At 62.7% G+C, this 19,830-nt stretch carries 16 protein-coding genes; 10 read left to right on the forward strand and 6 right to left on the reverse strand.

Going from position 1 to position 19,830, the window contains the following annotated elements:
- The first annotated feature begins 274 nt into the window (after window positions 1–274).
- The 4 genes from ACK1U9_RS14380 to ACK1U9_RS14395 all read left to right on the forward strand — a co-directional run bounded on the left by ACK1U9_RS14380 (window position 275) and on the right by ACK1U9_RS14395 (window position 4,060).
- Entirely contained in the window at window positions 275–1,084 is an 810-nt protein-coding gene (locus ACK1U9_RS14380; protein WP_046615789.1) for an AraC family transcriptional regulator, read from the forward strand.
- Between the two features lie 63 nt (window positions 1,085–1,147).
- Window positions 1,148–2,554, forward strand: a complete 1,407-nt coding sequence (locus ACK1U9_RS14385; protein WP_108480934.1) for an NAD(P)/FAD-dependent oxidoreductase — start codon at window positions 1,148–1,150, stop codon at window positions 2,552–2,554.
- A gap of 32 nt (window positions 2,555–2,586) precedes the next feature.
- Window positions 2,587–2,928 (forward strand): cupin domain-containing protein, encoded by a 342-nt coding sequence (locus tag ACK1U9_RS14390; protein WP_046615791.1) that lies wholly within the window; start codon window positions 2,587–2,589, stop codon window positions 2,926–2,928.
- A gap of 52 nt (window positions 2,929–2,980) precedes the next feature.
- Window positions 2,981–4,060, forward strand: a complete 1,080-nt coding sequence (locus ACK1U9_RS14395) for a polyamine ABC transporter substrate-binding protein (RefSeq protein ID WP_046615792.1) — start codon at window positions 2,981–2,983, stop codon at window positions 4,058–4,060.
- 137 nt (window positions 4,061–4,197) lie between these two features.
- Here ACK1U9_RS14395 and ACK1U9_RS14400 read toward each other — a convergent pair whose 3' ends face one another.
- Window positions 4,198–5,781: a peptide chain release factor 3 gene (locus tag ACK1U9_RS14400; protein ID WP_003257876.1), complete on the reverse strand. Its 1,584-nt coding sequence runs from the start codon at window positions 5,779–5,781 to the stop codon at window positions 4,198–4,200.
- 559 nt (window positions 5,782–6,340) lie between these two features.
- Between ACK1U9_RS14400 and ACK1U9_RS14405 the strand changes: the two genes are divergently transcribed.
- The 4 genes from ACK1U9_RS14405 to ACK1U9_RS14420 are packed head-to-tail and all read left to right on the forward strand — an operon-like array spanning window position 6,341 to window position 9,786.
- Complete coding sequence (locus tag ACK1U9_RS14405; RefSeq protein WP_046615793.1) at window positions 6,341–7,054, forward strand: ABC transporter permease; 714 nt, start codon at window positions 6,341–6,343, stop codon at window positions 7,052–7,054.
- Between the two features lie 13 nt (window positions 7,055–7,067).
- Window positions 7,068–7,982, forward strand: a complete 915-nt coding sequence (locus ACK1U9_RS14410) for a glycine betaine ABC transporter substrate-binding protein (RefSeq protein ID WP_108480933.1) — start codon at window positions 7,068–7,070, stop codon at window positions 7,980–7,982.
- On the forward strand, window positions 7,979–8,632 hold the full coding sequence (locus tag ACK1U9_RS14415; RefSeq protein ID WP_046615795.1) for an ABC transporter permease: 654 nt from the start codon (window positions 7,979–7,981) through the stop codon (window positions 8,630–8,632). Before ACK1U9_RS14410 ends, ACK1U9_RS14415 begins: the two co-directional genes overlap by 4 nt.
- The gene (locus ACK1U9_RS14420) at window positions 8,629–9,786 is read left to right on the forward strand and encodes an osmoprotectant ABC transporter ATP-binding protein OsmV (RefSeq protein WP_085600644.1); all 1,158 of its coding nucleotides are present in this window, start codon (window positions 8,629–8,631) and stop codon (window positions 9,784–9,786) included. The genes ACK1U9_RS14415 and ACK1U9_RS14420 overlap by 4 nt, the downstream gene beginning before the upstream one ends.
- A gap of 138 nt (window positions 9,787–9,924) precedes the next feature.
- Here ACK1U9_RS14420 and ACK1U9_RS14425 read toward each other — a convergent pair whose 3' ends face one another.
- The 3 genes from ACK1U9_RS14425 to ACK1U9_RS14435 all read right to left on the reverse strand — a co-directional run bounded on the left by ACK1U9_RS14425 (window position 9,925) and on the right by ACK1U9_RS14435 (window position 13,943).
- Complete coding sequence (locus ACK1U9_RS14425) at window positions 9,925–12,354, reverse strand: TonB-dependent siderophore receptor (protein WP_108480932.1); 2,430 nt, start codon at window positions 12,352–12,354, stop codon at window positions 9,925–9,927.
- 108 nt (window positions 12,355–12,462) lie between these two features.
- Window positions 12,463–13,425 carry a FecR family protein gene (locus ACK1U9_RS14430; RefSeq protein WP_108480931.1) on the reverse strand — a complete coding sequence of 321 codons (963 nt, stop codon included), beginning with the start codon at window positions 13,423–13,425 and terminating at the stop codon, window positions 12,463–12,465.
- Window positions 13,426–13,445: 20 nt separating this feature from the next.
- On the reverse strand, window positions 13,446–13,943 hold the full coding sequence (locus ACK1U9_RS14435; RefSeq protein WP_046615799.1) for a sigma-70 family RNA polymerase sigma factor: 498 nt from the start codon (window positions 13,941–13,943) through the stop codon (window positions 13,446–13,448).
- A gap of 494 nt (window positions 13,944–14,437) precedes the next feature.
- Between ACK1U9_RS14435 and ACK1U9_RS14440 the strand changes: the two genes are divergently transcribed.
- Window positions 14,438–15,601 (forward strand): type III PLP-dependent enzyme, encoded by a 1,164-nt coding sequence (locus tag ACK1U9_RS14440; protein ID WP_015269027.1) that lies wholly within the window; start codon window positions 14,438–14,440, stop codon window positions 15,599–15,601.
- A 183-nt stretch (window positions 15,602–15,784) separates the two neighbouring features.
- On the opposite strand, the gene ACK1U9_RS14445 is transcribed toward ACK1U9_RS14440, so the two are convergent.
- Both ACK1U9_RS14445 and ACK1U9_RS14450 read right to left on the reverse strand, forming a co-directional pair.
- The gene (locus ACK1U9_RS14445; protein ID WP_085600650.1) at window positions 15,785–16,534 is read right to left on the reverse strand and encodes a tetratricopeptide repeat protein; all 750 of its coding nucleotides are present in this window, start codon (window positions 16,532–16,534) and stop codon (window positions 15,785–15,787) included.
- A 3-nt stretch (window positions 16,535–16,537) separates the two neighbouring features.
- On the reverse strand, window positions 16,538–17,218 hold the full coding sequence (locus tag ACK1U9_RS14450) for a Fe2+-dependent dioxygenase (RefSeq protein WP_085600652.1): 681 nt from the start codon (window positions 17,216–17,218) through the stop codon (window positions 16,538–16,540).
- A 222-nt stretch (window positions 17,219–17,440) separates the two neighbouring features.
- On the opposite strand from ACK1U9_RS14450, the gene ACK1U9_RS14455 reads away from it, so the two are divergent.
- On the forward strand, window positions 17,441–19,714 hold the full coding sequence (locus ACK1U9_RS14455) for a TonB-dependent receptor (RefSeq protein WP_108480930.1): 2,274 nt from the start codon (window positions 17,441–17,443) through the stop codon (window positions 19,712–19,714).
- Window positions 19,715–19,830: the final 116 nt, after the last annotated feature.

Here is a 19,830-nt window from a genome sequence, read left to right on the forward strand (position 1 = left end):
TCGGCCGCAAAGTGGCCCTAAAATCTCAATGCATGAAGAACCAGATCAGAATAATCACCGGAATCGGCACCCCAATCATCCAGAGCAGTATCGAGCGCATGGCCTTTCTCCTTGTTCGATGTTGAACAGACAGGTGCACGCGCCATGCCATCACGGTCAAAAAATCATACTCAACCGAATCAACGGTTTACTCCCCAAGCCGCTTGGCAAAACCGTGCAATATGCCGGATCCGCACCCTTGCAGCTGGGTGTTCTGCAATGCACTATCAGGCTCATGACCGCCCACACCCTCCCTGACGGCCCCGAGCAGACCCCGCTTACCGCCGACACCGTGCTTCGCTACCACCTGTGCTGGAAGCACCGCGATCTCGACGGTGTCATTGCGCTCTACCACCCGGACATTCAGTACCACGACTTCTTCCAGAACCGCGTGCTCGGCTATCAGGAACTGCGTGACTACGTGCGCGCCTGCCTGCCTCACGAAGCTGGCGAAGATATCGTGCACAGCGACCGCATCCGCGTGGACGGCTGCACAGCATTCATTCAGTACCAGGTCACGGTCCAAGGCGGCGACGGCCTGGTTGCGTTCCAGTCCAGCGAGGCGATTACCGTCAAGGACGGCCTGATCTGGCGGGTCAACGAATACGCCACGCTGGTCCGCCGGAACGGCAGTGGCCATGCCACTAACGGCCCGCGCCCGGCCACCAGCCGCCTGGGCCTGTCGCCCCGTCAACTGTCGACCATGGCCCAGGACCTGGAACACTACTTCCAGCGCCAGCGCCCCTACCTGGACCCGGAGCTGGACCTGCAGCAGGTGGCACACGCCAGCGGCTACAGCCGCAACCAGATCTCCTACCTGCTCAACCAGGTGCTCGGGCAAAGCTTCTACCGCTACGTCAACCAGGCCCGCCTGCAGCACCTGATGGCCAGCCTCGATGACGACAGCATCGAGGCCACGATCGACGAGCTGGCCTTCAATGCCGGCTTCAACTCCCTGTCGGCGTTCTACAAGTGTTTCCGCGAGCACACCGGGCTTACGCCCAAGGCATACCTGAAGCAAATTTCCCTGCGTGCACGCACGTAAGACAGCCGCCCGTAGACACCACTAGGATCGCCCACAGACCTGACGGATGTGGAGCCGAACCCGATGCAACCCCTGCGCACGCTCAGCCTGTGGATGGACCAGCTAGACGAGCCGTTGTGCGCCCGCCCGGCCCTGCGCGAGGACCTGGACGCGGACGTATGCATTATCGGCGCTGGCTACACTGGCCTGTGGACCGCCTACTACCTCAAGCGCCAGGCGCCGCAGCTGAACATTGCAGTAATCGACGCCTACATCGCCGGTTATGGCGCCTCGGGGCGCAACGGCGGGTGGCTGATGGGCAACCTGCTCGGCGAAGACCGCCTTCTGGCCGCCCTGTCGCCGCAGCAGCGCCGCGCCAGCATCGACTTGCTGCATGCCATCCCCGATGAAGTACATGGCGTGCTGCAACGCGAAGGCATCGACTGCGACTACCGCAAAGGCGGCGTGCTGTACTGCGCCGCACGCTACCCGGAACAGGAGCGCAGCCTGCGCACCTACCTCGACAACCTTTATCGCCAGGGCATGACCGAGGACGACTACCGCTGGCTGCGCCCCGAACAGCTTGACGCCCAGTTGCGGGTCAGCAATGCCTATGGCGCGATCTACAGCCCGCACACCGCGACCATCCAACCCGCCAAACTGGCGCGTGGTCTGGCCCGGGCGGTAGAGGCGCTGGGCGTACCCATCTACGAGAACACCCCAGCCATCGACTGGCAGCCGGGTGAGGTGCGCACCTCGCTGGCGCGCATTCGCTGCCAATGGCTGGTACCCGCCGTGGAAGGCTACGCCGTCAGCCTGCCGCCACTGGGCAAGCATCAGCTGCCGGTACAGAGCCTGCTGGTAGCCACCGAGCCCCTGCCGGAAGCCACCTGGGAACAGATCGGCCTGAACCAGGGCCAGGCCTTCAGCGAGAGCAGCCGCCAGGTCACCTACGGCCAGCGCACGGCCGACAACCGCCTGGTATTCGGCGCCCGTGGCGGCTACCGCTTCGGCGGCCGCCTGCGCGAAAACTTCCGCCTCACTGAACAGGAAATCGAGCTGCGCCGCTACCTGTTCGGCGAACTGTTCCCGCAGCTGAAGCACGTGCGCATCACCCACTCCTGGGGCGGCAACCTGGGCATGGCACGGCGCTTCCGCCCACACATGCTCTGCGACCGCCAGCGCGGCATCGCCCTGGCCGGCGGCTACGGCGGCGAAGGCGTCGGTGCCACCAACCTGGGCGGGCGAACCCTGGCGGCGCTGATCCTCGACCAGCACAACGAACTGACCGCGCAACCCTGGGTGCTCGATAACCGCCCGCTTTCAAGCCTGGCCAGTTGGCCACCCGAGCCCTGCCGCTGGCTGGGCTACAACGCAATCATCCAGAGCTTCGTCCACGAGGACCGGACCCTCGCCACCCCCGCCAGCGCGCCGTGGAGGCGGCGCCTTGCCAGCAATCTTGCGGACTTCATGGAAGGCTTCATGCACTGACTTCCCTTTCCCCGACACAGGATTTACCGGTCATGAGCATCACCCATTTCAAGAACACCGACAGCGTCGTGCTTGATAACTCCAGCCCCGTTGCGGTACCGCTTGGCGAGCCCGTGGCGGTAGCGTCGATCACCTGCGTGGAGCGCAGCGACGGCGTCGAAACCGGCATCTGGGAGTGCACCCCCGGGCGCTGGCGGCGGCAGATCGTGCAGCAGGAGTTCTGCCATTTCACCAAGGGCCGCTGCACCTTCACCCCTGACGGTGGAGAGCCCTTGTTCATAGAAGCCGGAGACGCACTGATGCTACCGGCCAACAGCACGGGCACCTGGGATATCCAGGAGACCGTTCGCAAGACTTACGTTCTGATTTTCTGATCCGCTGATCGCCTGCCTTCGATAACAACAGACAAAGCAAGGTAACCCCGACATGCGCACGCTCCTTCTCGCCCCTCTGATGCTGGCCGCCAGCGTGGCCGGCGCCGCCGAAACGGTGAAGATCTACAACTGGTCCAGCTACGTTGCCCCCGACACACTGAAGAACTTCCAGCAAGCCAGCGGTATCGTGCCCACCTACGACGTTTACGACAGCAACGAAACCCTCGACGGCAAGCTGATGACCGGCAACTCCGGCTACGACGTGGTGTTCCCGTCCAACCACTTCATGGCCCGGCAAATCCAGGGCAAGGCCCTGAAGCAGCTGGACAAGTCGCAGCTGCCCAACTGGCACAACCTCAACCCGGTGTTGCTCAAGGCACTGGAGGTAAATGACCCGGGTAACCAATACGGCTTCCCGTACCTGTGGGGCAGCACCGGCATTGGCTACAACATCGACAAGGTCAAGGCGGTGCTCGGCGACAATGTCCCGGTGGACTCCTGGGACCTGATCTTCAAGCCCGAGTACATGAGCAAGCTGAAAAGCTGCGGCGTCGCGGTGCTGGACAACGGCCCCGAGCTGTTACCGATCGCCCTGCACTACCTGGGCCTGCCGCACCACAGCCAGAACCCGGCGGACTACGACAAGGCCAAGGCGCTGCTGATGCAGGTGCGGCCCTACATCAGCTACTTCCATTCATCGAAGTACACCGGCGACCTGGCCAACGGCGATATCTGCGTGGTGGTGGGTTTTTCCGGGGATGTGCTGCAGGCGAAGAATCGTGCCGAGGAGGCGAAGAACGGGGTGAAGGTGGGCTACTCGATACCCAAAGAAGGTGCACCGATGTGGTTCGACATGGTCGCCATGCCGGCCGATGCACCGGATGAAAAGGCCGGGTATGCCTACATGAACTACCTGCTGCAGCCGGAGGTGATGGCCAACATCAGCAACCATGTGCAGTACGCCAATGGCAACCTCGCGGCGGACGGGCTGGTGGAGCCTGCGATGAAGGGCAACACGATGATTTACCCGAGCGAGGAAGTGATGGGCAAGCTGTATGCGCTGGAGGCGATGCCGGCCAAGATCGACCGTATTCGCACGCGGATCTGGACCAGTATCAAGGCCGGGAATTGATTTCGACCTTGACACGGTCCCTGTGGGAGCGGGTTCACCCGCGAATGCGATGTTGAGTTTACCGACGCATTCGCAGGTAAACCCGCTCCCACAAGGGACAGGAGCAGGCCCTGAAAATCAGGAGCAAGCTCTCGAAATCAGTGGTGCTCGCGGGTAGCGCGGAACTTGATGTCCGGCCAGCGTTCTTCCATCAGCGACAGGTTGACCCGGGTCGGCGCCAGGTAGGTCAGATGCCCGCCACCGTCGATGGCCAGGTTCTCCATGGCCTTGTTCTGGAATTCCTCGAGCTTCTTCTTGTCGTCACAGCCGATCCAGCGGGCCGACCATACGGTGATCGGCTCGTAGGCGCACTCGACCTTGTACTCTTCCTTCAGGCGACTGGCGACCACGTCGAACTGCAGCACACCGACTGCGCCGAGGATGATGTCGTTGCTGCGCTCAGGGAAGAACACCTGGGTAGCACCCTCTTCGGCCAGCTGTTGCAGGCCCTGGCGCAGCTGCTTGGATTTCAGCGGGTCCTTCAGGCGCACCCGGCGGAACAGCTCAGGGGCGAAGTGCGGGATACCGGTGAAGCCCAGCGCCTCGCCTTCGGTGAAGGTGTCGCCGATCTGGATGGTGCCGTGGTTGTGCAGCCCGATGATGTCGCCGGCATAGGCCTCTTCCAGCTGCTCGCGCTCGGACGAGAAGAAAGTCAGCGCATCGCCGATACGCAGGTCCTTGTTGATCCGCACGTGGCGCATCTTCATGCCCTTCTCGTACTTGCCCGAGCAGATGCGCATGAAAGCGATGCGGTCGCGGTGTTTCGGGTCCATGTTTGCCTGGATCTTGAACACGAAACCGGTGAACTTCTCTTCCACTGGCTCCACGGTGCGCTCGTGGGCAACCCGACCCAGCGGGCGCGGCGCCCAGTCGACGACGGCGTCAAGCACATGGTCGACACCGAAGTTGCCCAGCGCGGTACCGAAGAACACCGGGGTCAGCTGGCCGTTGATGAACTCTTCCTGGTTGAATTCGTGGCAGGCGCCCTGCACCAGCTCCAGCTGTTCGACGAACGAGTCGTACTGGTCGCCCAGGTGGGCACGGGCTTCGTCCGAGTCCAGCTTCTGGATGATCTTGGCTTCGGTGCGCTCGTGGCCGTGGCCCGGGGTGTACACCACGATGTAGTCACCGGTCAGGTGGTACACGCCCTTGAAGTCGCGGTAGCAACCGATCGGCCAGGTGATCGGCGCGGCCTTGATCTTCAGCACGGCTTCGATCTCGTCCAGCAACTCGATCGGGTCGCGGATGTCACGGTCGAGTTTGTTGATGAAGCTGACGATCGGCGTGTCGCGCAGGCGGCACACGTCCATCAGGGCGATGGTACGTGGCTCTACACCTTTACCGCCGTCGAGCACCATCAGCGCCGAGTCCACCGCGGTCAGGGTGCGGTAGGTGTCTTCCGAGAAGTCTTCGTGGCCGGGGGTGTCGAGCAGGTTGATCATGTGCTCGCGGTACGGGAACTGCATCACCGAGGTGGTGATGGAGATGCCGCGCTGCTTCTCCATTTCCATCCAGTCGGAGGTGGCGTGGCGGTCGGACTTGCGCGACTTCACGGTACCGGCGACGGCAATGGCCTTGCCCATCAGCAGCAGCTTCTCGGTGATGGTGGTCTTACCGGCGTCGGGGTGGGAAATGATTGCGAAAGTGCGGCGCTTCGCGACTTCGGCGGCCTGGTTGGTCATGGGAAATCGCCTGACTGGGGGATTAAAAAGGGGCGATATCATACCTGAAGTTGGGCCGGGACCAAAACTTGATGAACCGGCGGTGCCTGTTCCGGCCCTTTCGCGGGCACGCCCGCTCCCACAGGTACTGCACAGGCCCGCACAGCAGTGGAGATCCCTGTGGGAGCGGGCGTGCCCGCGAAGAGGCCGGCACTGCCATTACAAATTCAACAACCACCCGCTTTATCACGACAAATGGCCAAAGGTCAGTTATTTCAACGCCTACAGCGCACCAACCCGCTGCTTTTTCTCGTCAAGTTTCAGACTAACCAGTGATTAACACTGGCCAAATGCCGCCTCAGATGGGAACCTTTACGCCCACGGAGACGTCCACTCCCCTGCAACCCGCTTCGGTTGAGGAGCTGGTTTCATCAGCATTTTCGGGCCCGACGGGGTTCGGCTCATGGCCTGATCGCAGCCTTCGGCGTGCGTCACGCTGCTACTCGCGAACACACCACCCGCCGCCAGGACTGGCCGGCAACCAAGAAGTGTGCTCGCCGACAACACAAGGAGTCCGCCTGTGGCTAAACGCTACGGAAAAGGGCTGTTGGGATGGGCCGCCGTGCTCGTCATCCTGGCCCTGCTGGTCCACTGGATCGGCATCGACACGATCGCGCGTTATCGCGACGATCTTGGGTTCTACCTGCAAGCGCACCTGGTACTGGTGCTGGCTTCGATGGCGGCGGCGCTGGCCGTGGGCATCCCCGCCGGCATTGCGTTAAGTCGACCGCACCGGGTCGACAAAGCCGAGCGCTTCATGCAGTTCTTCAACGTTGGCAATACCATCCCTCCCCTGGCCGTTCTGGCCATCGCCCTGAGTATCCTCGGCATCGGCGCCGGGCCCGCGATCTTCGCGCTGTTCCTCGCCTCCCTCCTGCCGATCGTGCGCAACACCTACGAGGGCCTGAAAAACGTCCCCACCTCGCTCAAGGAAGCCGCCACCGGCATCGGCATGACCCCGCGCCAGCAACTGTGGCAGGTGGAGCTGCCCAACGCCGTGCCGATCATCGTTGGCGGTGTGCGCGTGGCCCTGGCGCTGAACGTCGGCACCGCTCCGCTGGCGTTCCTGATTGGCGCCAACAGCCTGGGCAGCCTGATCTTCCCCGGCATCGCCCTGAACAACCAGCCACAGCTCCTGCTGGGGGCTGCCTGCACCGCATTGCTGGCGCTGGCGCTGGACGCGGCGGTGAGTTTCTCCAGCAAGCGCTGGCTGGAACGTGGCCTGGCCCAATAAGGATAGGGAACGTATGAACAAGAAAATCGCCTTGCTGCTTGGCGCCGCCGTGCTGTTCGCAGGATTCGCCCAGGCGGCGGACAAACCGCTGATCCGCATCGGCGCGCGGGTGTTCACCGAACAGACCGTACTCGCCGAAATCACCGCGCAACACCTGCGTGCCAACGGCTATGACGTGCGCGTGACCACCGGCCTTGGCAGCAATATCGCGCGCCAGGCCCAGGAAACCGGCCAGCTCGACCTGATGTGGGAATACACCGGCGTGTCGCTGGTGTCGTACAACCATATCGACGAGCGCATGCCCAGTGCCGAGGCCACCTTCGCCAGGGTGAAGGCGCTGGATGCGAAGAAAGACCTGATCTGGCTGACCCCATCGAAGTTCAGCAACACCTACGCGCTGGGCCTGCCCAAGCAGGTCGCCGAGGCTTATCCGCAGATAAATTCGATCAGTGACCTCAACCAGGTACTGCGCGACGAAAGCCATCGCAACCACCTGGTGGCACTGGACACCGAGTTCGCCAACCGCCCGGACGGCCTGGTAGGCCTGAAACAGATGTACGACCTGCAAGTGGGGCGCGCCAACATCCGCCAGATGGATGCCGGCCTGGTCTACACCGCCATGCACAACAACCAGGTGTTCGCAGGCCTTGTGTACACCACCGATGGTCGCCTGAACGCGTTCAACCTCAAGCTCCTGGAAGACGACAAGCACTACTTCCCCGACTACACCGCGGCGCCGGTGGTGCGCAAACAGGTACTCGACGCCAACCCAAAACTGGCCAGCCTGCTCAAGCCACTGGCGGAGCAACTGGATGACGAAACCATGCGCCAGCTCAATGCCAAGGTCGACGTCGAACACCAGAACCCGACCACGGTCGCCGCCGCTTTCCTGCGTGAGCACCCAATGCCTAGCGAGGTACAGCCATGAGCCTGCTCGACACGTTTGCCCACCTCGACTGGGCCCAGGTGCTGCAACTGACCTGGCAGCACATCATGCTGGTCGGCGTCGCCGTGGGCCTGGCGATTCTGGTCGGGGTGCCGCTGGGCATCCTCATGACCCGCTTCCCGGCCTTTGCCGGCCCGCTGCAGGCCAGCGCCACCGTGCTGCTGACCATCCCTTCCATCGCCCTGTTCGGCCTGCTGCTGCCGTTCTACTCCAGGTTCGGCCAGGGCCTCGGGCCGCTACCGGCGATTACCGCGGTGTTCCTGTATTCGTTGTTACCGATCATGCGCAACACCTACCTGGCCCTGACCAACGTCGAGCCCGGCATCCGTGAAGCCGCACGCGGCATCGGCATGACCTTCGGCCAGCGCCTGCGCATGGTCGAACTGCCCATCGCCGTGCCGGTAATCCTTGCCGGCGTGCGCACCGCCGTGGTGATGAACATCGGCGTCATGACCATCGCCGCCACCATCGGCGCTGGCGGCCTCGGCGTACTCATCCTCACCTCCATCAGCCGCAGCGACATGTCGATGCTGCTGGTCGGCGCCGTGCTGGTCAGCCTGCTGGCGATCATCGCCGACCTGCTCCTGCAAACCCTGCAACGTGCCCTGACTCCAGAAGGACTGCGCTCATGATCGAACTGAAGAACCTCAGCAAAACCTTCAACGTCAACGGCAAGGACGTCAAAGCCGTCGACTCGGTAAGCCTCACCGTCAACGAAGGTGAAATCTGCGTGTTCCTCGGCCCCTCGGGCTGCGGCAAGAGCACTACCTTGAAAATGATCAACCGCCTGATCACGCCCACTTCCGGCCAGGTGTTCATCAATGGCGAAGACACCACCGGGCTGGACGAGGTCACCCTGCGCCGGCACATCGGCTATGTCATCCAGCAGATCGGCCTGTTCCCCAACATGACCATCGAGGAGAACATCACCGTGGTGCCGCGCCTGCTCGGCTGGGACAAACAGAAGTGCCATGAACGCGCCCGCGAGCTGATGCACATGATCAAGCTGGAGCCCAAGCAGTACCTGCAGCGCTACCCGCGCGAGCTGTCCGGCGGCCAGCAGCAGCGTATCGGCGTGATCCGCGCCTTGGCGGCGGAAGCGCCGGTGCTGCTGATGGACGAGCCGTTCGGCGCGGTCGACCCGATCAACCGCGAGATGATCCAGAACGAGTTCTTCGAGATGCAGCGGGCGTTGAACAAGACCGTGATCATGGTCAGCCACGACATTGACGAAGCGATCAAGCTGGGCGACAAGATTGCCATCTTCCGCGCCGGCAAGTTGTTGCAGCTGGACCACCCGGACACCTTGCTGGCGCACCCGGCGGATGAATTCGTCAGCAACTTCGTAGGCCAGGACAGCACCCTGAAACGCCTGCTGCTGGTGCGTGCGGAGGATGCGGCAGACAATGCGCCGTCGGTAAGCCCGCAGACGCCGGTGAGCGATGCGCTGGAGCTACTGGACGAGCACGACCGCCGGTACGTGGTGGTGACCGATGCACAGAACAAGGCGCTGGGTTACGTGCGCCGCCGTGATATGCATCGCCAGCAAGGGACTTGTGGCGACTTCCTGCGGCCGTTCAATGCCACGGCGTCGCATGATGAACATTTGCGCATCCTGTTGTCGCGGATGTACGAGTTCAACCGGGCGTGGCTGCCGGTGCTGGATGCCGAGCAGGTGTTCCTGGGCGAGGTGACGCAGGAGTCGATTGCGGCTTACCTGAGTTCGGGGCGTTCGCGCGGAGCAAAGACCTGCATTGTCTCGCCGGCCGAGGCGGTGGTTTCTTAATCCCTGGGGGCGCTGTGCGCCCCTTTCGCGACACAAGGCCGCTCCCACAGGTACCGCATCAGCTTCAGGATTGACGCGGTACCTGTGGGAGCGGCCTTGTGTCGCGATGGGCCGCACAGCGGCCCCGGCGATCTCGGCTCAGAACCCTACACTGGCCTGCACATAGAAGGTGCGCGGTTCACCCACATAGATGCCGGCATTGTTGTCACTGGAACGGGTGAAGTACTGCTTGTCGAACAGGTTCTTCACCCCCGCCGCCAGCTTCAGGTTGGACATCTGGGGCCCGAACTCATAGCCGCCACGGGCATGCCAGGTCACGTAACCCGGAATATCGCCGTACTGCCCGTCCGCACTCGGCTCGGTGATGTAGTCGCCGTTGAAGCTGCCATCGGCATTGATCCCGGTACCCGGCGCGCGCTGCTTGGATTGGGCGTAGGCATCCAGGTTCCAGGTCCAGTGGTTGACTGCGTAACGCACCCCGGCAGTGGCCACCTGGCGTGAATAGAACGGCAGGTCACGGCCCTTGAAGCCAGGAATGTCACCTTCATAAGTAGCGCGGGTATAGGTGTAGCCACCGCTCACCGACAGCCCTTCCAGGCGCGGGTCCAGCCCGTCCAGGTCATAGCGCACCGAAGCCTCGATACCCTGGTGCTTGGTCGCGCCGAGGTTGGTCCAACCCACATCGTTGTTGATGTACTGCAGTTCGTCGTCGAAGTCGATGTAGAACGCCGTCAGCTCACCGGCAAAGCCACCATTGTCATAGCGGGTACCGAGCTCGTAGGTCTTGGCCTTTTCCGGCTCCAGGCCATTGGCCGTGCTGTTGCCAGTACCACCCTGGCCCAGCTGGAAGTACTGCAGGCTGCCGAACGAGGTCTCGTAGTTGGCGAACAACTTCCACGCATCGGAGAGGTGGTACATCACGCTCAGGGCCGGTAGCGGCTCGTTGCTGGTGATGCTGCGTTTCTTCTCCGGCACCGGCTGGCCGTTGGCACCGAGCACCGGGCGGTCGCGCCAATCGGTGTTGATGTGCTCGAAACGGATACCCGGGGTGATGGTCCAGTTACCCACGTCGATCTTGTCGTCGATGTAGTAGGCACTTGCCTCGGTACCGCCACTGCGGTCCTGGAATACATGGCCGTCGGAGGTCGGGGTTGGCGTCGGCACGTTGTCGATCAGCGCCAGGCGGGTCGACTGTTCACGCATCGCTTCCTTCAGGTAGCGGTAGCCCACGCTGACTTCCTGGGTGGTCGGGCCGGCGAAGAAGATCCGCGACAGCCGCGGTTCGATGGCGAAGGTGTGGTAGTTGCGCGGGTACGACGACAGGGTCTTCATGTCGCGCGAGGCAATGGCGCTGCCGCGGAAGCTGTCGGTGTAGTAGGTCAGCACTTCGAACTGGGTGGCGTCGTCGAGCTGGCGCTGCCACTTGAACGACACGTCCTTGCGCCGACCGGCAAAGTAGTCGTAGTCGCGCAGCGACTGGTAAGGGTTGCTGTCGTACTGCGCCTGGGTCAGACCGCCAGGCATGTCGGCGCGGCCGTCGTAGTAGTGGAAGTTGAGCCAGAACTCGTCAACGTCGGTCGGCGCCCAGTGGGTCTTGAGGATGACGTCGTCGATGTCGTTGCCGTTGTTGCTTTCACGGTAGCCGTTGCCATTCACCCCGGTGTACAGCAGCGCCACGCCCATGCCGTTGTCCGCCGTGCCGCCGACGAAGGCCGACTCGGTATGCTTCCAGCCTCCGTGCTGGGAGGTTTCCAGGGTGGTGGACAGCTCCGCCGAGGCCTTCTCCGGGATCGCCCGGGTAACGAAGTTGATCACCCCACCGACGTTCTGCGGGCCATAACGCACGGAACCGGCGCCACGCACCACGTCGATGCTGTCGAGATTGCCCGAGGAAATCGGCGCCATCGACAACTGCGGCTGCCCATAGGGCGCGAAGGCGGCCGGGATGCCGTCGATCAGCACCGTGGAGCGTGGCGACAGGCGCGAAGTGAGGCCGCGAACACCCACGTTCAGCGACAGGTCGCTGCCGCCGGTGCCATTGGAATCCTGCACCTGCACACCCGGGATGCCGCGCAGCACGTCGCGCACGTTCATTGCGCCCTTCTCCACCATCGCCTCGCGGCGTACCACGGTGCGCGCGCCGGGGTGGTTCTGCACCACGCTCTGCTGGGCGTCTCCCAGCCAGTCACCCACCACCTTGATGTCGGTGGGCGCCAGCTCCAGGCTGCCGGTGGTGAGGATGCCATCGGCCTGAGCCGGCTTCACCACCACGGTGCCCTGGGACATCTCGTAGGTCAGGCCGCTGCCTTGCAACAACTGCTGCAGCGCCTGCTCGGGCGCCAGCTGGCCGGAAACCGCCGGGGCCTGCTTGCCGGCCACCAGCTCGGGGCTGAAGAACAGCTGCAGGTTGGTCTGCTGGCCCAGTTGGTTCAGCGCCGATGCCAAGGGTTGGGCTTGAATCTGGATAGTGCTGCCGGCCTCTGCGGCCTGGCTGTTGACGGCCACGGCGCTGACCGCCAGGGCCAGCGCCAGGGCGCGGAAGCGTGGGAAGGGCTTGTTGTTGTTCACGTCGTCGAGACTTCCTGGAGTACGGAATAAACGCCAACCGCATGCAAATGGAAATGCTTGGCAGTTGCAGCTGGCGGGGAAGACGAACGAGCGGAAAAAAACCTGAATCTATTTCGCGATTATTTCGCGCGAGCCATCTTCGTTGGCCTTGACGGCCACCGGCAGGATGCTCGGCAAGGCACGCAGCAGCGCGTCGGTGTCATCGGTGCTGAAGGTGCTGGACAGCCGCAGCTGCGCGACTTTGCCGGGGGCGACCCGCAGCGGCTGGCTACGGTAGCGCGAAGCTTCGGCCACCACCTCGGCCAGGGTGGCGTTGTCGAACACCAGCCGGCCTTGGCGCCAGGCAGTCAGGGCGCCGGTATTCACCGCATAGGGCGCGGCCACCTGGCCTTGTGCATCTATATGCGAGCCCTGGCCCGCCGTGAGCTGCGCCAGCGAGGCGCCCTTGCCCTGCACACGCACCGAGCCCTGCTCCACCGCCACACGGGTGCTGGCTGGGTCCAGACGGACGTCGAAACGGGTACCGGTGACAGTCACGCTACCCTGCGCGGTGTCGACCACGAACGGCCTGCCACTGTCATGGGCGACGGTGAACATCACTTCACCCGCCATCAGCCGGACATGCCGCTGGCCGGCGCTGAAAGCGACCTGCACTCGCGTGCTCCCATTGAGCTCAAGGTGCGAACCATCCGGCAGTTCGACCTGGCGGCGTTCGTTGAGGGCGGTCTGCAAGCTGCCCTGATGATTCAGTTGCTGGTAATGCCAGCCGCCCCAGCCCAGGCCCAACGCCAGTGCGGCCAGGCTGGCGGCCAAGGCCTGGCGCGCGAAGCGCCGACGTGGCAACTGGCGTACCGGGGCCGGCTGACACAGCGCTTCAAGGCGCTGGCGCGGGATGAAGTCGGCGGCCTGCCACAGGCGGGCGAGCTGCTGGTACTCATCACGGTGCCGTGCATCGCCTTCCAGCCAGGCATGCAGCTGCGCCTGCAGCCCGGCATCGCGCGGCGCATCCTGCACCCGGGCGAACCACGCCGCCGCCTGTTCGCGGACGGTATCGGTACCGTGCTGTTTCATCGAAAAGGTCTCCTGACTCATCATGCCGACACATCCAGGTGCTCACGCAGATGCCGGAGCGTGCGGATCATATACTTTTCGACCATGTTCTTGCTCAACCCCATGCGCTCGGCGATCTCGGCCTGGGTCAGGCCTTCGAGCTTCTGCCAGATGAACACCTGCCGGCAATTGAGCGGCAGTTCGGCCAGCGCCCGCTCGACACTGTCGGCCAGCTCCAGCGCATGCACGTAGGCTTCGGGGTCGTCACTGCCGGCCACGCCTTCGTCGAAGGTTTGCAGCTCCAGGGCCTGGCGGCGGTCCTCACGCCGGAAACCATCCACGGCAATATTTCGTGCGGTCTGGTGCAGGTAGGCGCGTGGCTGCTCGACCTGCTCGCGCGGGTTTTCCAGTACCCGGACAAAGGCATCGTGGGTGAGGTCCTCGGCCTGCTGTCGACTGCGCAACTTGCGCGTCCAGGTGCCGATCAGCTCGTGGTAGTGGTCGAGGAAGCCTTTGGGTCCGGACACGGTCGGGGTCATCAGGGAGGCAGACAAGGGTGCGAATAGTAATGTTTCTCATCCAGCACGGCAATTCCGCCAGTCGGTAACAAAAAATTTATCGTCTTTTTCATGCACGGCGGTGCCAGGAAAATGTGGCCATAAATATGAACACCTGAGGCCCTTTGGCGGGCAAGCCCGCTGCCGCGGCGATAGGGGAAACCCTGTGGGAGCGGGTTTACCCGCGAAGGCCGCAATACGACCCATTCCACAATTTTTTACGCTTGAAACCTCGCCGGGAACATCAGCCGGTCACATGGGTCGGTTATTCAAATGGCAGGTCGTCGATCCGCGTCGATCACGCCCGGATTGCCTGTTGATTCTGCATTCTTCACGCCCTAAAGTGCGCGCCGAACGTCCATGCTGGAAACGATCCATCCGGCTCAAGTACTGAGTAGGCGAACCAAAGTGGGGATACGGAGGACGTTCAGTTTGCAGCCACTTAAATTTTCAGTTTGCCCATGGAGTCCCTGAGCATGTCGATCCAGGTCGAAGACTATTTCGCGCGTGACACCTTCCAGAAAATGAAGGCGTTCGCCGACAAGCAGGAAACCCCGTTCGTACTCATCGATACCCAGATGATCAGCCAGGCCTACGACGACCTGCGTGCTGGTTTCGAATTCGCCAAGGTGTACTACGCGGTCAAGGCCAACCCGGCCGTGGAAATCATCGACCTGCTCAAAGAGAAAGGTTCGAGCTTCGACATCGCCTCGATCTACGAACTGGACAAGGTGCTGGGCCGCGGCGTCAGCGCTGACCGTATCAGCTACGGCAACACCATCAAGAAGTCCAAGGACATCCGCTACTTCTACGAGAAGGGCGTGCGCCTGTATGCCACCGACTCGGAAGCCGACCTGCGCAACATCGCCAAGGCCGCACCGGGTTCGAAGGTGTACGTGCGTATCCTCACCGAAGGCTCGACCACTGCCGACTGGCCGCTGTCGCGCAAGTTCGGCTGCCAGACCGACATGGCCATGGACCTGCTGATCCTCGCCCGCGACCTGGGCCTGGTGCCTTACGGCATTTCCTTCCATGTCGGCTCGCAGCAGCGCGACATCAGCGTGTGGGATGCTGCCATCGCCAAGGTAAAGGTGATCTTCGAGCGCCTGAAGGAAGAAGACGGCATCGAGCTGAAGCTTATCAACATGGGTGGCGGCTTCCCGGCCAACTACATCACCCGCACCAACAGCCTGGAAACCTACGCCGAAGAGATCATCCGCTTCCTGAAGGAAGACTTCGGTGACGACCTGCCGGAAATCATCCTCGAGCCGGGCCGTTCGCTGATTGCCAACGCCGGTATCCTGGTCAGCGAAGTGGTCCTGGTTGCACGCAAGTCGCGCACCGCCGTCGAGCGCTGGATCTACACCGACGTGGGCAAGTTCTCTGGCCTGATCGAAACCATGGACGAATCCATCAAGTTCCCGATCTGGACCGAGAAGAAAGGCGAGACCGAAGAAGTGGTCATCGCCGGCCCTACCTGCGACAGCGCCGACATCATGTACGAGCACTACAAGTATGGCCTACCCTTGAACCTGGCCATCGGCGACCGCCTGTACTGGCTGTCGACCGGTGCCTATACCACCAGCTACAGCGCAGTGGAGTTCAACGGCTTCCCGCCGCTGAAGGCTTACTACCTGTAATGCAGAACGGGGCCGCAAGGCCCCGTTTTCACTTGTGCTTTCCGCCTTCAGGCCTGTGCAACTCCCTGTAGGAGCAGCCTTGTGCTGCGAAGAGGCCATAGCTGCCAAAGGCCATCTTTTGTCATGCCGGCATCTTCGCAGCACAAGGCTGCCCCTCCAGGTACTGCGGGCCTTGAGGGAACCTCAAGCTTCCCGCCGTTCGATCTCCTCGGCATACCGCGCCGCAAAGGCCATCAACACCGGCCCCGCACCCTGCAAGGTCACCAGCGCGCTGCGCAGGAAATTCATGTTTCCCTCGACCCGCGCTCGTTCCAGCCAAGGCCCGGCTTCCGCCACTTGCCCCCGCTCGACAAGCACCAGCGCCAGGCTGAACATGCCACGAAAGTCCCCCGCCTGGGCCGAACGCCGGTACCAGCGCACCGCCCGTGCCGGGTTGGGCGCCGTGGCGATGCCTTGCTCCAGGTAACGCCCGTACAGGTTCATCGACTTGGCATGGCCCATGTGCGCGGCCTTCTCGTAGCACATCAGCGCCTGCGCCTGGTTGGCTGGTATGCCGCGCCCGGTAGCCAGCAGGTTGCCCAGGTTGTAAAGCCCCCAGTCCAGCCCGGCATCGGCCGCACGCGCATAGTGGATGGCTGCCTGCGCCTGGCTTGGTTCACCACCCCAACCATGCTCCAGGCAACGCCCCAGCATGTTGTGCGCCATGGCACTGCCGCCCTGCGCGGCGATGCCGAACCAGCGCCTGGCGACGGCAGCGTCCGCCTGAATGCCGCGCCCGTCCAGCAGGATCTGCCCCAGCAGCAACTGTGCCTCCACCGCGCCCTGCCCGGCCGCCGCCAGGATCGCCTGGGCGGCCTTGCCAGGGCTTTCTTCCAGCATGGCCTGCAAACCGGCCACATCGACCACTTCCTCACGCCGCAACTGATAGGACACGATTCAGACCTCGGCCCAGCGGCGCAGCAGGTTGTGGTAGGTGCCGGTCAGTTGCAGCAATGATGGATGGTCCGGCACATCGGCAGTCAGTTGCTGGATGGCATTGTCCATCTCGAACAGCAACGCCCGCTGGCTGTCCTCGCGCACCAGGCTCTGGGTCCAGAAGAACGCGGCGTAACGCTGGCCTCGGGTAACAGGGTTGACCTTGTGCAGGCTGGTGCCGGGGTACAGCACCAGGTCACCGGCAGCCAGCTTGACCTGCTGCACGCCATAGGTGTCCTGGATCACCAGCTCGCCGCCGTCGTAGCTGTTCGGCTCGCTGAGGAACAGCGTGGAAGACAGGTCGGTACGCACCCGCTCCGGGCTGCCCTTGGGCTGGCGCAGGGCATTGTCGATGTGGAAGCCGAAATTGCCGCCTTCGCGGTAGCAGTTGATCAGCGGCGGGAACACCTTGTGCGGCAAGGCTGCGGACATGAAGCGCGGGGTTTGCCACAGGCGGTCGATCAGTGCAGTGCCGATCTCCTTGGCCAACGGGTGGCCTTCCGGCAACTGCAGGTTGTGCTTGGCCTTGGCCGACTGATAGCCGGCCGTGATCTTGCCGTCGGCCCAGTCGGCCTGCTCCAGCGCCTCGCGGATACGGGCCAGTTCATCGGCGTCGAACAGGCCGGGGATGTGAAGCAGCATGGCGGCGCCACCGTTGGAAATTGTAAAGGTGCCAATGATATTGATTCCCTTTTGCGCTTCACAAGCCCCATTCGCCGCTTAAGACGTTTCAGCTTGATGAAACCGTAAACGGAAATTGTAAAGATTGTAAATTCTTCACGAATGGTAACTACTCTCAATTGTGACTCACAATTGCTTACATTAAGATCCGCGGCCTTACCACCTTGGGGAAGGTCCTTAGCAATGCGCCAATCCGTACCATCTGCAGTGAGTTCACCACGCCTGATCGTGTCTGCCATCGGCGTTGCCCTCAGTGCCTCCTCTGCCTATGCAGCCGACCCGGCCGCCAGCAGCGCTATCACCCTCGACGCCACCAGCGTCAACGGCAAGGCTGAACAGGCCAGCACCGATTACAAGGTCGACAAGGCCTCCTCGCAGAAGTACACCGCGCCGCTGGTAGATACCCCACGCTCGATCACCGTGATCCCGCAGCAAGTGATCAAGGACACCAGCGCCTTGACCCTGCAAGATGCACTGCGCACCGTGCCGGGCATCACCATGGGTGCCGGCGAAGGTGGCAACCCCTCCGGCGATCGCCCATTCATTCGCGGCTTCGACAGCCAAAGCTCGATGTACCTGGACGGCGTGCGCGATACCGGTTCGCAAACCCGCGAAATCTTCGCCATCGAATCGGTAGAAGTGGCCAAGGGCCCGAACTCCTCGATCGCTGGCCGCGGCGCTGCCGGTGGCACCATCAACATGGTCAGCAAGCGTGCGCACCTGGGCAATTCGCTCGACGGCGCCTGGACCTGGGGCAGCGATCAGACCCAGCGCTACACCCTGGATGGCAACTACCAGTTCAGCGACAGCGTCGCTGGCCGCCTGAACCTGATGACCCACAAAAGCAACGTCGCCGGCCGCGATGAGGTCAACTACGACCGCTGGGGCGTGGCTCCTTCGCTGGTGTTCGGTCTGGGCACCGATACCCGCGTGAGCCTTGATTACTACCACGTCGAAAGCGACGACCTGCCGGATTCGGGTATTCCCTACAGCCTGCGCTCCGGCAGCTCGGCCGCTCGCACCTCGGCCAACCCGGACAAGCCGACCCACGGCGGTGGCAGCAGCAGCAACTACTACGGCCTGGTCGGTCGCGATTTCTCCAAGAGCCGTGCAGATATTTCGACCATCAGCATCGAGCACGACCTGAGCGACTCGCTGACCATCAAGAACACCTTGCGCCACGGCAACACGCTGCAGGACTACATCTACAGCCAGCCAGACGACAGCAAGGGCAACATCCTCAACGGTGAAGTCTGGCGTCGCCCGAACAACCGTGTCGCCAACACCCGCACGACCACCAACCAGACCGACCTGTATGGTGATTTCTATGTTGGTGGCATGAAGAACAGCTTCTCCACTGGTATCGAGCTCAGCCGGGAAACATCGGTGAAATCAGGCTATGACGTCACCGGTTTCAGCGCTGGCAACTGCTCGAGCGCAACAGGCCAGATCTCTGGTGTCTGCACCTCGTTCCCGAACCCAAATCCGCATGAAGAGTGGGACGGCACCATCAGCCGCACCGAAGCCGGTGCCGATACTTCTGGCAACACGCGCGCCATCTACTTCACCGACACGCTGGAACTCGACCCGGCCTGGTTGCTGACCATGGGCCTGCGTTACGACCACTTCGACACCAAGGTCAAGACCAAAGCGGCCAACGGCTCCACCAGCTTCAAGACCGAGGACACCAGTGAATTCGTCACTGGCCAACTGGGCCTGACCTGGAAGCCTGCCGAGAACGGCAGCATCTATGTGTCCTATGCCACCTCCGCCACCCCGCCTGGCGCTTCGCTCGGCGAAGGTTCCGACGGCAACGCACTGCTCACGGCCACCACCACCAGCGAGCTGAAACCGGAAAAAACCACCAACTACGAAATCGGTACCAAGTGGGATCTGCTCGACGAACGCCTGGCGTTGACCGCAGCCATTTTCCGCACCGAGAAGGAAGACGCTCGTGTTCTGGTGGATAACAACACCTACCAGAACATCGGCAAGACCCGTGTCGATGGCCTGGAGCTCAGCGCCAGCGGCAAGCTGACCGACGCCTGGCAGGTATTCGCTGGCTACACCTACCTGGATGCCAAGCTCGTCGACGGCGGCGCGCAGCGGGTCGGCACGGTGTTCGTCGATGGTTACAACGATGGCAATCAGTTGCCCAACACACCGAACAACAGCCTGACCCTGTGGACCACCTACAACGTCACCCCGAAGCTGACCATTGGTGGTGGTGCCTTCTATGTCGATGAAGTGTTCGGCAACACCACCAACAGCGTGATGGTCGACTCGTACTGGCGCTACGACGCCATGGCCAGCTACAAGCTGACCAAGCACGTCGACCTGCAGTTGAACGTGCAGAACCTCACCAACGAGGTCTACTACGACAAGGCCTACAGTGGGCACTATGCCAACCAGGCCGCTGGGCGGACTGCACTGTTGACCACCAGCTTCCACTTCTGACGCCGGGATCGGACTGATCTGTTGAATGGGCTGCGCCTGTGCCGGCCCTTTCGCGGGGGAACCCGTTCCCACAGAGATATCCCTGGACCTGAGGTCAGTGCAGTACCTGTGGGAGC

It is taken from the genome of Pseudomonas sp. XP1 (assembly GCF_053557675.1).

What these genes read in the sequence shown, in the direction of transcription:
- ACK1U9_RS14415 (WP_046615795.1), top strand. Translation starts at nt 7,979, where the DNA reads ATGAGCCTGCTCGACACGTTTGCCCACCTCGACTGGGCCCAGGTGCTG.
- ACK1U9_RS14450 (WP_085600652.1), bottom strand. Translation starts at nt 17,218, where the DNA reads ATGCTGCTTCACATCCCCGGCCTGTTCGACGCCGATGAACTGGCCCGT.
- ACK1U9_RS14395 (WP_046615792.1), top strand. Translation starts at nt 2,981, where the DNA reads ATGCGCACGCTCCTTCTCGCCCCTCTGATGCTGGCCGCCAGCGTGGCC.
- ACK1U9_RS14410 (WP_108480933.1), top strand. Translation starts at nt 7,068, where the DNA reads ATGAACAAGAAAATCGCCTTGCTGCTTGGCGCCGCCGTGCTGTTCGCA.
- ACK1U9_RS14400 (WP_003257876.1), bottom strand. Translation starts at nt 5,781, where the DNA reads ATGACCAACCAGGCCGCCGAAGTCGCGAAGCGCCGCACTTTCGCAATC.
- ACK1U9_RS14440 (WP_015269027.1), top strand. Translation starts at nt 14,438, where the DNA reads ATGTCGATCCAGGTCGAAGACTATTTCGCGCGTGACACCTTCCAGAAA.
- ACK1U9_RS14380 (WP_046615789.1), top strand. Translation starts at nt 275, where the DNA reads ATGACCGCCCACACCCTCCCTGACGGCCCCGAGCAGACCCCGCTTACC.
- ACK1U9_RS14390 (WP_046615791.1), top strand. Translation starts at nt 2,587, where the DNA reads ATGAGCATCACCCATTTCAAGAACACCGACAGCGTCGTGCTTGATAAC.
- ACK1U9_RS14430 (WP_108480931.1), bottom strand. Translation starts at nt 13,425, where the DNA reads ATGAAACAGCACGGTACCGATACCGTCCGCGAACAGGCGGCGGCGTGG.
- ACK1U9_RS14385 (WP_108480934.1), top strand. Translation starts at nt 1,148, where the DNA reads ATGCAACCCCTGCGCACGCTCAGCCTGTGGATGGACCAGCTAGACGAG.
- ACK1U9_RS14420 (WP_085600644.1), top strand. Translation starts at nt 8,629, where the DNA reads ATGATCGAACTGAAGAACCTCAGCAAAACCTTCAACGTCAACGGCAAG.
- ACK1U9_RS14435 (WP_046615799.1), bottom strand. Translation starts at nt 13,943, where the DNA reads ATGACCCCGACCGTGTCCGGACCCAAAGGCTTCCTCGACCACTACCAC.
- ACK1U9_RS14455 (WP_108480930.1), top strand. Translation starts at nt 17,441, where the DNA reads ATGCGCCAATCCGTACCATCTGCAGTGAGTTCACCACGCCTGATCGTG.